The organism is Streptomyces sp. NPDC001594 (genome assembly GCF_042893675.1).
Lineage (GTDB): Bacteria > Actinomycetota > Actinomycetes > Streptomycetales > Streptomycetaceae > Streptomyces.
Map to the genome: position 1 here is coordinate 595018 of NZ_JBIAVB010000001.1, position 11694 is coordinate 606711.

Here is an 11694-nt window from a genome sequence, read left to right on the forward strand (position 1 = left end):
AGGGCCCATGGCCGGGGAGGGGTGCCGATGGGGTGGAACGCACGCGGGGTCACGGCGTTGGCGGCGCTGGGGGTGCTGGCGGCCGGGGTCCTCGTACCCGCCGCGCCGGCCGGGGCGGCGCCGCGCTGCGGGTCCTCGGGGGCGGGCGGGCCGGTGCAGGTGGCGCACGTCCCGGACTGGACCGAGTCCATCGCGGTGGACCGGCGCGGGCGGATGTTCGCCACCGCGTACTTCAGCGGCCGCGTCTACCGCATCGACGCGCCGGGCGCCGCTCCCGTCGCGCTCACGGGGGACGTCGGCGCCAACGGCGGGATCGTCGTGCGCGAGGACGGCAAGCTGCTCGTGGGCACGGGCAACGACCTCGCGCACTCGCTGACCGGCGACCTGCTGCCGGTCTCGAAGCTGCTGGAGGTGGACCCGGAGACCGGTGCCGTCGGCGTGTACGCCTCGGGGCTCGGCGGGATCGACGGGGTGGCCCTGGCCTCCGACGGAACGGTGTACACGACGACCCTGGGCGGTACGGCCATCGGACGGGTCACCCCGGACCGGCGGGTGGATCCCGCGTGGGCGCGGGTGCCGCAGCCCAACGGGATCGCGGTGTCCCCGGACGGGACGGAGGTGTACGTCGTCCAGACCACCCTCGCACCCGGGGTGTACCGCATCCCCGTCGGGGACCCGGGGCATCCGAGGCGCTGGGTCTCGACCACGGGCACGGACACGGTGGGCGTGCCGGACGGCCTCACCCTCGACGGCCGCGGCCGGCCGGTGATCGCCACCCACGCGGCGGGCGAGGTCTGGCGGGTCGAGGACGGCGCGCTGTGCGCCGTCGCGTCCTCCCCGGAGCTGCGGCTGTCGACGCAGCTCGTGTACGGCCGCGGCGCGCAGGGCTTCTCGACGGGCCGGCTGTACCGCGCGGGGGTCGACGGCCGCGTCTACGAGGTGCCGGGCGGGGCGCAATAGCAGCGGACGGTCACGACCTGCTCCGGACTCCACCGCTGTTCGACGGTGCCGAGCAGCTCCCAGCCCAGCCGTTCGTACAGGGCCGTCGCCGCCGTGTCGGAGGCGAGGACGTCGAGCACCGGATGCAGGCCGCGCAGGCGTGCCTCGCGCACGGCCCGGGCCATCAGCAGGGCGCCGATCCCGTGGCCGCGCGCCGCCGGGGCGACGAACAGGCGGCTGATCACCGCGGGCGTGTCGCTGCCGGCACCCTCACGGGTGCTCCACAGGCCCGGTGCGGCGTCGCCGGCGTCGCTCCGGGCCAGGGCGACGTGGCCGACGACGCGGCCGTCCAGTTCCGCCACCCAGGCGGAGGCGAGCGTCGGCTGCGCCAGCCAGTCGGCCGGGTGGGCCGGCCAGTTGACCGGATAGCCGTCACGCGCGTGGACCCCGGCGAGTACCCCGACACACGCGTCGAGGTCGCGATCGGTCCTCGGCCGGACGTGACGGTCCGGGCTGCCCGCGGGCGGGATTGCGCTGTGGGTCTCCATCGCGGCAGGGAAACACGGCCGACGGCCGGTGGCCAGCGGTTTTCCAGGCGCTAGAGGTCGTCCCAGGCCATCGAGCTCATCCGCCAGCCCTGGGGGGTGCGGACGAACTGGGTGGTCTTGCGGCCCTCGCCCTCGAACCACTCTCCGTCGAGGCGGCCGGACTTGCGGTACTCGCTGAAGCGGTGGGCGATCGAGCCGAAGATCTCTGTGCGTTCGGCCACCTCCCATTCCGAGAACTCCGTCAGCGTCCCGTCGGTGAGGATCCGGCGCCGGGGTTCGATGAAGGAGTCCAGGTCGTGGACGACGGGATCGCCGCCCAGGTTCTTGATGATCATCCCCTGGGGGATGAACACCCTCCGCACGGCGTCGACGTCCGGCGTGCCGCCGCCGGTGTTGGTGAACGCGCCGAGGAAGGCGCCCATCAGCTCGTCGAGTTCGCGCTTCACGTCGGACTTCGCCTCGGACACGGAGGTCCCTCCCCTGGGTCGTACGCCGGTGTACCCGCAGGATCGTATGGCCCCCCGGCCCGCTCCAGAAGATCCGTACGGCGGGTGCGGGTCCGTCCGTGCGCGTACAGTCCGGGTTGTCCAGCACCTCTCGACGGCCGGGCCGACGGCCGGACAGGAGAAGTCCCGTGACCGCAGACGCCGTTCCCGCGCCGTTCTCCCGGCAGCCGTCCGCGCCGGGCCGGGGTTCCGGGCCGGTGCCCGTGCCCGAACTGGACGCGAAGGACGTCGAGTCGTGGCGCGCCGGTGAGGGGGAGCTGATCGAGCTGCTGGCGCGGGCGCGCGAGCGGCTCGGCGGGGTGGCCGCCGTCCGGCTGGGGCCGCGGCCCACCGTGCTGGTCACCGCGCCGGAGGCGGTGCGGCACGTGCTCGCGCTCCACCCCGACCGGTACGTCAAGCGCTCCCACCGGGCCCGTCTGCTGGTCGGGGACGGGCTGCTCGCCGCCACGGGCGAGGCGTGGAAGCGGCAGCGGCGGCTGCTCCAGTCGCAGTTCACCGGGACGGGGATGCGCCGCTACGAGCAGCGGATCGCCGGGGCGGCCCGGACGGCGGCCGCCCGGTGGGCCGGGTACGCGCGCACCGGGGAGGTCTTCGACGTCGGCGAGGAGATGCGCCGCTTCGCCCTGGACACCATCTGGCGCTCCCTCACCGGCCACGCCCTGGACCCGGCCACCGCCCGCGAGCTGGCCTCCCTCGCGGCCGTGGTGGCGGCGCTGCCGACCCTGCCGGCCGATGCCGTGGAGGCGCGGGACTCGGTGGCCGCGGACCTGGCCCGGATCGACGCGGTGGCCCGGGAGGCGGTGGCCGCCGCCCGGCGCGGGGAAGCGGGGCCCGACGGCCCGGGGCTGCTCCAGGTGCTGGTCGGGGACGGCGGGGGGCACCCCGGGTACACCGACACGCTGGTGCGCGACGAGCTGGTGACGCTGCTGGTCGCCGGGCACGAGACCACCGCCACCACCCTCACCTGGCTGTACCTGCTGCTCGACCGGTACCCGCGGGCCCGCGAGGAGGCGCTGGCCGCCGGGGCGCCGGGTTCACCGGAGCGCGGCGAGGCGGTGCAGGCGCTGGTCGGCGAGACGCTGCGGCTGTACCCGTCGGCCTGGATCCTGCCCCGGTACGCGGCGGAGGCCGACACCGTGGCCGGGTACGCGGTGGAGGCGGACAGCGACGTACTGGTCTGCCCGTACCTGACGCACCGTGACCCGGCGCTGTGGCCGGACCCCGAGCGCTTCGATCCGCGGCGCTTCACGGCGCCGGGCGCCCGTCCCTCCGTAACGGGCTCCTACCTGCCCTTCGGGCTGGGGCCCCGGGCCTGCCTGGGCACGCGGTTCGCGCTGCGGGAGTCGACGGTGCTGCTGGAGCACCTGCTGCCGCTGCCCGCCCCGGTCTTCTCCTCGGTCCCGGGCGGGGCCGTGTACGGCCTCACGGTCCGCCCGGACGGCCCGGCCCCGGCTACGCTCACCCCGGCCGGGGCGTCCTAGCGCCGCGGGTCCACCGGTGTGAGGACCCCGAGGCGGTCCTCGACGGCCTGGGCGGCGGCCAGGCAGAGGTCCTCGCGGAAGGCGCGGCCGATGATCTGCACCCCGGCGGGGAGGCCGTCGCGCAGGCCGGTGGGGACCGCCACGGCGGGCACGCCGGCGAAGCTGGTCGCCGTGCACAGCCGCATGCCCGAGGCCACCCGGTCGCGGCCCGCCCGGTCGCGCGACTCCAGCCCCGGCTCGACCGGCGGCTCCGTGAACGAGGGGCCGAGGACCAGCGGGTGGGCGTCGAGGAACTCGGCCCAGGAGCGCCGGATGCCGAGCCAGGTGCCCGTCAGCTTCACCAGTTCGGCCGCCGTGGCGGGCGGGGTGCGTTCCATCGCGGCCTGGATGTAGCGGTCCCCGCCCTCCCCCAGCAGGGTGCGGACCGCCGGCCAGGCCGGGGCGAACTCGGTGCAGGTGATGCGTTCGTAGGCGTCGAGGGTCTCCTCCAGCCTTGGCACGTCCGGGACTTCGCACAGCTCGTACCCGGCGTCGGCGAGCGCGGCGGCCGCGTCGGCGACGGCGGCGCGGACGGAGGGGTGGATCCCGCGGCCGCCGGGGTCCGCGACCACGGCGACCTTCACCGGTCCGGGCAGCGGGGGCCCGTAGGCGGGTACGGGGACGGCCCTCGGGTCGCGGGGATCGGTGCCGGCCAGTGCCTCGTAGGCCAGGCGGAGGTCGGCCACGCTGCGGGCGAACGGGCCGTCGGTGACGAGGGCCTGGGAGGCCGGGCCGGGGTCCTCGGGGCCGAGCACGCGGTGGTCGGCGGGGAAGCGGCCGGGGGTGGGCTTCAGCCCGGCGACCCCGCAGAACTGGGCGGGGACGCGGATGGAGCCGCCGGAGTCGTTGCCGAGTCCGAGGGCGGCCATGCCGGTGGCCACGGCCACCGCGTCGCCGCCGCTGCTGCCGCCGGGGGTGCGGGAGGGGTCCCACGGGTTGGCGGTGTCGCCGAACAGCTCGCTGCGGGTGTGCATCCCGGCGAGGACCAGGGTGGGCATGTTGGCGTGGCCGATGGGGATGGCCCCGGCGGCGCGCAGCCGGGCCACGGGCGGGGCGTCGGCCCGGGCCACCAGGTCGCGGAAGCGGGGGACGCCGAAGGTGGTCGGCACGCCTTCGACGGGGGTGGTCTCCTTCACCGTGAAGGGGACGCCGGCGAGGGGGCCGAGCTCCTCGCCGGCGGCGCGCCGGCGGTCGGTCAGCGCCGCGGCCGCGCGGGCCCGTTCCGCCATCAGCTGGGTGACGGCGTTCACCGTCGGGTTGACCTCGGCGATGCGCTCCAGGTGGCTCTCGACCAGTTCGGCGGCGGACACCTCGCCGTCGCGCACGGCTTGGGCCTGCGCGGCGGCCGTCCTGCGCCACAGGGCTCGCGGCATGGCTCGTCCCTCTCCCTCCGTCGTTTTTCCGATGCGCTTGCATCGGATACGTCGGAACCCTATACGGGAACCGATGCACCTGCATCGAATAAGCTGCGGGACACCGGAGGCGGCGAGGGAGGCGAGGGCACGTGCCCAGGCAGGTGGACCACGAGGAGCGGCGCCGGCTGATCGCCGGGGCGGTGTGCGGGCTCGCGGACGAGAGCGGGCTGGAGGGCGTGACCCTGCGCGACGTCGCGGGGCGGGCCGGGGTGTCGATGGGGGCCGTGCAGCGGTGCTTCCGCACCCGGGACGAGATGCTCCTGTTCACCCTGGGGCACATCGGCGAGCGGATCGGCGAACGGGTGCGGGCCCGCCTCGTGCGGAGCCCGGCCCAGTCGGCCGCCTCCGCGCTGGGCCACGCGGCCACGGAGGTGGCCCTGCTGCGCGAGGAGCACCGCGCGGAGGCCAGGGTCTGGCTCGCGTTCGTCGCGCAGGCGGCGGTCAGCGCGCCGCTGGCCGAGACGCTGAGGACGAACTACGCGTCCCTGGAGGCGGTGTTCACCCGACTCTTCGCGGAAGCCGCCGGGGACCCGGCATCCGTCCCCCCGGAGCCGGGCCGAGAACCCCGAGAGCCCCACCCGGACCCCCGCCGGGAGGCCCGCACCCTGCTCGCCCTCGCGGACGGCCTCACCACGCACGTCCTCGTCGGCCACCTCACCGCCGCCCAGGCCCAGGAGGTGCTCCACGGGCACCTGGCCCGGCTCTGGGGCCAGGGGGGCGGCGGCGGAGCCGGTGGAGGGGTGCCGGCCGGGCTGTGAAAGAGTGCCTGGGGCATCCATCCGATCAGGCCAGAAGGGCTCCCAGCATGAACACAGCCGACCAGCTCGACCACCGGGCGGCCGTGGCGGCGGAGGCCGCCCGGTTCGCGGACCTGGTCCGGGGCGCCGACATGACGGCCCCCGTACCCACCTGTCCCGGCTGGGACCTGACCGATCTGACGCGGCACGCCGGAAGCGTGCACCGGTGGTTCTCCGTACTGCTGCGCCGGCGGATCCAGGCGCCGCCGACCAGCCGTGACGTGGACCTGCGGCTGCCGGAGCGGGCGGACGGGTACGCCGACTGGCTGGCGGAGGGCGCCTCCGAGGCGGCCGAGGTGTTCGCCGGCACCGATCCGGACGCGCCCATGTGGGTGTGGGGCGCCGACGGCCACGCCCGCTTCTGGGTGCGCCGGATGGCCTTCGAGACCCTGGTCCACCGGGTCGACGCGGAGCGGGCGCTGGGGCTGTCCTCGGCCGTCGACCGCGCGCTCGCCCACGACGGCGTGGACGAGTTCCTCGTCAACCTGCCCTACGCGGCGCTCTTCGCGCCGAAGGTGGCCCATCTGCGCGGGGCGGACCGGACCATCCTCTTCGAGTGCACCGACACGGACGGCTCGTGGCCGGTCCGGCTGCGTCCCGACGGCTTCGGCGTGGTCGCGGACGGCGCCCCCGCCGACGCGCCGGTCCCGGCCGACGCCGTGGTCCGCGCCCCGGCGGCCGACCTGCTCCTGCTGCTCTACGGCCGCCTGGACCGCTCGGCGGCGACGGTGGAGACCGGCGGGGACGCGGAGCTGCTGGACCTCTGGTTCGCCAACTCGGAGTTCTGAGCGCCCCCGGAGGGCCGGACACGCGGTGCGGATCCCCACCGGATGTGTCAGCGTGGGTGAGGACACGTCCCGCGAGGGGCGGGCAGGCCTGACGTGCTTCTCGTCGCCGCGCTCCGCGGCCTCGGGCTGAAGGGATCCTCTCGTGGCGCCTCCCGGTGATCCGCCGTCCCCCGGCCTCTCGGCCGAGGTCGCTCCCGCGCGGGGCGGGCCGCCCGGGGAGAGCCCGACGCACACCTGGGCGGTGGGCCTGCTGATGGCGGCGGCCCCCTGTTCGATACGCGAGGCGAAACAGATCCTGCTGGCGGCGGCCGAGCTGGCCCGCGTCACTGCGGTCGAGGTGGCGGCGGCGATGGTCGCCGGGACCCTCGGCATGCCGATGCCCGTACGGATCGAACGGGCCCTGCGCCGGGCCCTGGAGGCGGCCCGCACCCCGCACCCCCCGGGCGCGGTCCAGACGGTGGGGATCCGGCCGAGCCGGCTGCGCACCGAGGAGGTCCTGTCCCGGCTGCGCGGCTGCCAGGCCCGCCTGGCGGCCGCCCCCACGGACCCGGGCACCCTCCGGGCGATGGACGACGTCGCCTACACGCTGTGCGTCCTGATGGGCCGCCCCAGCACGCACCAGGCGGTCCTGGCGGCGGAAGAGCACCTGTCGGCCGCCGCCGAGTAGCGCCTCCCCGGGGGCCCCGCCGGCCGGGGCCCCACATGGCGGGTCACCAGCGGACGGGCAGCCGCTTCACGCCGCGGATCAGCATGCCGGGGATCCAGGGCAGTTCCGCGTCGTCCGCGTCGCCGGAGAGCTCCGGGAAGCGCTCCAGCAGCGAACGCAGGGCGATACGGCCCTCAAGGCGGGCCAGCGGGGCGCCGAGGCAGTAGTGCAGCCCGTGCCCGAAGGCGATGTGGCCGCGGGCGTCACGGCGGATGTCGAAACGGTCGGGCTCCTCGAAGCGGGCCGGGTCACGGTCCGCGTCGGCCATGGCGATCAGGACGACGGAGTTCTTCGGGAGGACCACGCCGCCCATCTCCACGTCCTCCAGGACGAGGCGCTCGGTGCAGGTTTCGACCGGGCCGTCGTAGCGGAGCATCTCCTCGATCGCGCCGTCGAGGAGGCCGAGGTCCGCGCGCAGGTCGGCGAGCTGGTCCGGGTGGGCGAACAGGGCGCGCATCCCGTTGCCGATCATGTTGACGGTGGTCTCGTGGCCGGCGATGAGCAGCAGGACGCACATGCCGATCAGCTCGGCCGGGGAGAGACGGTCGCCGCCCTCGTCGACGGCGTGGATCATGGCGCTGAGCAGGTCCTCGCCGGGCTCGGCGCGCTTGGCGTCGATGAGACCCGTCAAGTAGCGCGGCATCGCCTCGTAGGCGGCGGCCTGCGCCTCCACGCTGGTGCGGGCGGTCATCTCGTTCGACCAGTTCCGGAAGGACTCACGGTCCAGTTCGGGTACGCCGAGCAGCTCGCAGATGACGGTCATGGGCAGCGGGAAGGCGAAGTCGTCCACCAGGTCCGCCCGGCGCTCCGCCTTCGCCTCCATGGCGTCGAGCAGTTCGTCGGTGATCTGCTGGACGCGCGGGGCCAGCGCCTCGATGCGGCGCGGCGTGAACTCGCGGGCCACCAGGCGGCGCAGTCGGGTGTGGTCCGGCGGGTCGGACATCAGCATGTGCGCGAGGGACGGGTCGTCCTGCTCGGTGCTGATGATCTGGCCGATGTCCCCGGAACGCCGCCAGTCGCGGCTCAGCCGCGGGTCGGTGAACGCCGCACGGGCGGCCTCGTGGCCGACGACCAGCCAGACCTGCTCGCCGTCCGGCGTGCGGACGCGGTGGACGGGGCCGCGCTCGCGCAGCTGCGCGTAGACCGGGTACGGGTCGCGGACGAAGTCCGGGCTCAGTTCCAGCAGATCGACCATTTCGGGCGCGGACGCCATTCATTCCCCCTGGATATGCGTATTGCCGGCACGGTGACACGCCGAAGCGTGTGTACTCCACAGTAGTCATGGATGTGACGGCATGGCGGACCGGGCCCTCCCCCACCGCCGGGTCAACGGTGGGGAAGCGCCTCGGGGGATGGCCGTTGCGCTGTGTCAGCAGCCGAAGTTGACGCGCCGGAAGGTGGCGTAGTGGTCGGCGGTGTAGTAGTCCTCGCTGTACTGCCGGCCGGTGACGATCCGTCGGGCCCCGCGCGTCGGCGAGCCGGGGGTGATCACCGTGTACTCGTGGTAGTAGCCGGTGGTCTGGGCCGGCAGGACGTGCTCGCGGTTCTGGAAGACGATGCCGTCCTGGGAGTACGGGAACGGGCCGCCCTGGTCGATGAGTTCGAGAGTGTCGTACGCCTCGTCGGGCAGGGCGGAGTAGCAGACGCTGCCGACCGAGGCGACGGCGGCGGGCACGGGGGCGGGGGCGGCCGCGGCGGCCTGGCCGGTGAACAGGGTGGCGGCGACGGCGGCCGCGGCGGCCAGGGCCGCGAAGCGTGGGGGAATCCTCATGCACCCCACACAACGCGCGTAGAGCCGGGCCCGTCAACGTCAACTCAGCGCTGTTCCACGGCTGTTCACCGAGGTGGCACCGGGTGCGACAGGAACTCCCCCGCCCTTAAGGCCCCGTTCCCCTGAGCGGACCGTTCCGCTTGGTCCGGGGCCCTGCGGCCGGTCAGGAGCCGGTGCCGTGGTCCTCGGGGAGGCCCGTGCCGCCCAGGCGGGTGAGCAGGGCGGCCAGGTCCGCGAGGTCGGCGGCGGCCCATTCCGGTGCCGCGAAGACGTCGGCGGCCACCTGCTCGGCCGCCTTCAGGGCGTCGGCCAGCCGCTCGCGTCCGGCGTCGGTGAGGGCCGCGTAGGCCACGCGGGCGTCACGGGCGTCGGCCTCCCGCTCCACCAGGCCGATCCGCTCCAGGGGCGCCAGCCCGCGGGTCACGCCCGAGGCCGTGAGCCCGAGGGCCCCGGCGAGGTCCACCCGCCGCATCCGGCCCCCCTCGGCCCGCCCCAGGTGCAGCAGCACCAGGAAGTCGGCCAGGCTGACCCCGAACAGGGACCCCAGCCGGGAGTCGAACCGCCGCACGAGGGCGGTCTGGGCTTTCACCAGGCGCAGGGACACATCCAGCGCATCACTCATTGCTACCTCCTTGACTCCTCAAGCATAAGGAGAAGAAGCTTGAGGAGTCAAGGAGACGTGCAGGAACCCTGCCGGGTTCAGAGACGGCCGGGAGGACCCCCGTCCCCACCGCCCGGGGAGAGCTGGGCGACGACCTCGGCGAGTTCCTCGCAGGCCTCCTCGATCTTGAGCCGGACGTTGTTCTGCTCGGCGACGAGGGCCGCGAGGAGGAGCCCGGTCAGCGCGGCCACCCCGTTGAGGGCCTGGAGGTTGACCATGGTCTCCAGCAGGCTCTGGCCCGCGAAGGGTCCCGCGTGGTCGGTCGCCGCCCAGATCGCCAGGACGGAGATGATGAGGGCGCAGGGCGCCGCCCCGGCCAGCTGGAAGCGCACGGCCGCCCAGATGAGCAGCGGGAAGACCAGGAACAGCAGGGACAGGGTGGTGTGCGTGGCGAGCACCGTGGCGGCGGCGGTGGCCGCCGTCAGGGCCGCAGCCTCGGCCACCCGCAGGGGATCGCGGGGCAGCGGCGCCCAGTGCGGGGCGAGCAGCAGCGGGGTCACCAGCAGCACCCCCATCGTGTCCCCCGCCCACCACGCCGACCAGGTGGGCCAGAAGTTGCCCGCCGGGAGGTTGCCGGTGAGCACCAGCGTCCAGGTCCCGGCGGTGGCGCTGATCAGCATCGGCAGCAGCCCGCCCAGGAAGACCAGGGCCAGCCCGTCGCGGAGCCGGTCCAGTTCGGGGCGGAACCCGGCCGCGCGCAGGAGCAGCAGGGCGCACAGCGGGGCCAGGGCGTTGCCCGCCACGATGCCCAGGTCGGAGGTGCGGAACGCGGAGATCTGCTCGATGGCCAGGTACGTGCCGAGCGCGAACCCCGGCCAGACCCGCGGGCCGAACCGGAGCAGGGCCGCCAGGGCGATCCCGGTGGGGGGCCACAGCGGGGTGACGACGGCGCCCCCGACGACCACCTGGCGCAGCAGTCCCAGCCGGCCGGTCGCGTAGTAGGCGGCGGCCACGGCGAGGACCAGCAGGAGCGTTCCGCACGTACGTCGCCATTGCAGGGTGCGCACCACAGCATCAGACAACAGCCCGGGCGGCCGGTCCGGGCGTGACACGCCCGTCAGGCGCCCGCGGCGCGTCCGTCCGGGGCGGCCGTCGGGCCGTCGTGGCTGAGGACGAGGACCGCCGCGTCGTCGGCGTGGCCGGTGGAGTCGGCCACCTTCATCACCTCGGCGGCCAGCTCGCCCGGGTCGCCGCCCGCGCCCTCCCGGACGATCCGCGACACCCGCTCCAGACCCGCCTCGATGGGGAACGACGGCCCCTCCACCACGCCGTCGGTCAGCAGGACGATGGACCCGGCGGCCGTCAGCCTGCGCCGGGTGACGGCGTACCCCGCGCCCGGGACCAGGCCCAGCGGCGGCCCTCCGGCGTCCTCGGCGATGCCGTGGCGGCCGTCGACGGTGGCCCAGACGACGGGGACGTGGCCGGCCCGGGCTCCCTGGAGCTCGCCGGTGCGCGGGTCGAAGCGCAGCAGGCTGCAGGTGGCGAACAGTTCGCAGTCCATGGACAGCAGGACGTCGTTGGCCCGGCCCAGCACCTCCCCCGGGTCGCGGACCACGGCCGACACGGCGCGCAGGCAGACCCGGACCTGCCCCATGAAGGCGGCGGCCGCCACGTCGTGCCCCTGGACGTCGCCGATGGAGAAGGCGAGGGCGCCCTCGGGCAACCGGAAGCCGTCGTACCAGTCGCCGCCGATGTCGAGCCCGTGCTGGGCGGGCGCGTAGCGGGCCGCGGTCCGCAGCCCCGGCAGGACGGGGAGGGAGGCGGGCAGCATCTCGCGCTGGAGGGCCTCGGCCAGCTCGACCCGCGCGTGGTGCAGCTGGGCGCCCTCCCGCGCCTGGGCGGTGAGCCGCCCCAGCATGGTCAGCAGATCGGCGCTGGCCGGCCGAGGGGGCCGCCGGCGCGGGGTCACGGACCACTCCGGGGTATGTCCATCTGCCTCTCTGCTCCCGCTGTGCGAAAGACCCAGGCACATCATATTTCGGCTCGCTCCCGGGCGCGCGGGACGGCACCACCCCGGATCCGGCCGGAGTCCGTCCCCGCACC

General features: G+C 75.1%; 13 protein-coding genes. 5 read left to right on the forward strand and 8 right to left on the reverse strand.

Annotated features, from left to right (window positions below; all coding sequences use genetic code 11):
• Window positions 1–27 precede the first annotated feature (27 nt).
• Window positions 28–960, forward strand: a complete 933-nt coding sequence (locus ACFY0O_RS02985; RefSeq protein WP_388941998.1) for an SMP-30/gluconolactonase/LRE family protein — start codon at window positions 28–30, stop codon at window positions 958–960.
• On the opposite strand, the gene ACFY0O_RS02990 is transcribed toward ACFY0O_RS02985, so the two are convergent.
• Together ACFY0O_RS02990 and ACFY0O_RS02995 are read right to left on the reverse strand one after the other, a co-directional pair.
• Window positions 933–1487, reverse strand: a complete 555-nt coding sequence (locus ACFY0O_RS02990) for a GNAT family N-acetyltransferase (RefSeq protein ID WP_388942001.1) — start codon at window positions 1485–1487, stop codon at window positions 933–935. The two genes, ACFY0O_RS02985 and ACFY0O_RS02990, sit on opposite strands and share 28 nt — an antisense overlap.
• Before the next feature lie 50 nt (window positions 1488–1537).
• Window positions 1538–1909 carry a DUF4440 domain-containing protein gene (locus ACFY0O_RS02995; protein ID WP_388942264.1) on the reverse strand — a complete coding sequence of 124 codons (372 nt, stop codon included), beginning with the start codon at window positions 1907–1909 and terminating at the stop codon, window positions 1538–1540.
• A 212-nt stretch (window positions 1910–2121) separates the two neighbouring features.
• Between ACFY0O_RS02995 and ACFY0O_RS03000 the strand changes: the two genes are divergently transcribed.
• The gene (locus tag ACFY0O_RS03000; RefSeq protein ID WP_388942003.1) at window positions 2122–3474 is read left to right on the forward strand and encodes a cytochrome P450; all 1353 of its coding nucleotides are present in this window, start codon (window positions 2122–2124) and stop codon (window positions 3472–3474) included.
• Here the strand turns inward: ACFY0O_RS03000 and ACFY0O_RS03005 are convergent.
• Entirely contained in the window at window positions 3471–4886 is a 1416-nt protein-coding gene (locus ACFY0O_RS03005) for an amidase (protein ID WP_388942006.1), read from the reverse strand. The genes ACFY0O_RS03000 and ACFY0O_RS03005 overlap by 4 nt on opposite strands.
• A 131-nt stretch (window positions 4887–5017) precedes the next feature.
• Between ACFY0O_RS03005 and ACFY0O_RS03010 the strand changes: the two genes are divergently transcribed.
• From ACFY0O_RS03010 to ACFY0O_RS03020, 3 genes are all read left to right on the forward strand, one after another.
• Window positions 5018–5686 carry a TetR/AcrR family transcriptional regulator gene (locus ACFY0O_RS03010; RefSeq protein ID WP_388942008.1) on the forward strand — a complete coding sequence of 223 codons (669 nt, stop codon included), beginning with the start codon at window positions 5018–5020 and terminating at the stop codon, window positions 5684–5686.
• A 47-nt stretch (window positions 5687–5733) separates the two neighbouring features.
• Window positions 5734–6513: a maleylpyruvate isomerase family mycothiol-dependent enzyme gene (locus tag ACFY0O_RS03015; protein WP_388942010.1), complete on the forward strand. Its 780-nt coding sequence runs from the start codon at window positions 5734–5736 to the stop codon at window positions 6511–6513.
• A gap of 142 nt (window positions 6514–6655) precedes the next feature.
• Complete coding sequence (locus ACFY0O_RS03020; protein ID WP_388942013.1) at window positions 6656–7180, forward strand: DUF5133 domain-containing protein; 525 nt, start codon at window positions 6656–6658, stop codon at window positions 7178–7180.
• Between the two features lie 43 nt (window positions 7181–7223).
• Here ACFY0O_RS03020 and ACFY0O_RS03025 read toward each other — a convergent pair whose 3' ends face one another.
• From ACFY0O_RS03025 to ACFY0O_RS03045, 5 genes are all read right to left on the reverse strand, one after another.
• A complete protein-coding gene (locus ACFY0O_RS03025) occupies window positions 7224–8432 on the reverse strand; it encodes a cytochrome P450 (RefSeq protein ID WP_388942015.1) in 1209 nt (402 codons plus the stop codon).
• A gap of 156 nt (window positions 8433–8588) precedes the next feature.
• Window positions 8589–8990: a ribonuclease domain-containing protein gene (locus ACFY0O_RS03030; RefSeq protein WP_388942018.1), complete on the reverse strand. Its 402-nt coding sequence runs from the start codon at window positions 8988–8990 to the stop codon at window positions 8589–8591.
• Between the two features lie 163 nt (window positions 8991–9153).
• Entirely contained in the window at window positions 9154–9612 is a 459-nt protein-coding gene (locus ACFY0O_RS03035) for a MarR family winged helix-turn-helix transcriptional regulator (protein ID WP_388942021.1), read from the reverse strand.
• Window positions 9613–9689: 77 nt separating this feature from the next.
• Window positions 9690–10661 (reverse strand): MASE1 domain-containing protein, encoded by a 972-nt coding sequence (locus tag ACFY0O_RS03040; RefSeq protein ID WP_388942024.1) that lies wholly within the window; start codon window positions 10659–10661, stop codon window positions 9690–9692.
• Between the two features lie 47 nt (window positions 10662–10708).
• A complete protein-coding gene (locus ACFY0O_RS03045; RefSeq protein ID WP_388942267.1) occupies window positions 10709–11509 on the reverse strand; it encodes a PP2C family protein-serine/threonine phosphatase in 801 nt (266 codons plus the stop codon).
• Window positions 11510–11694: the final 185 nt, after the last annotated feature.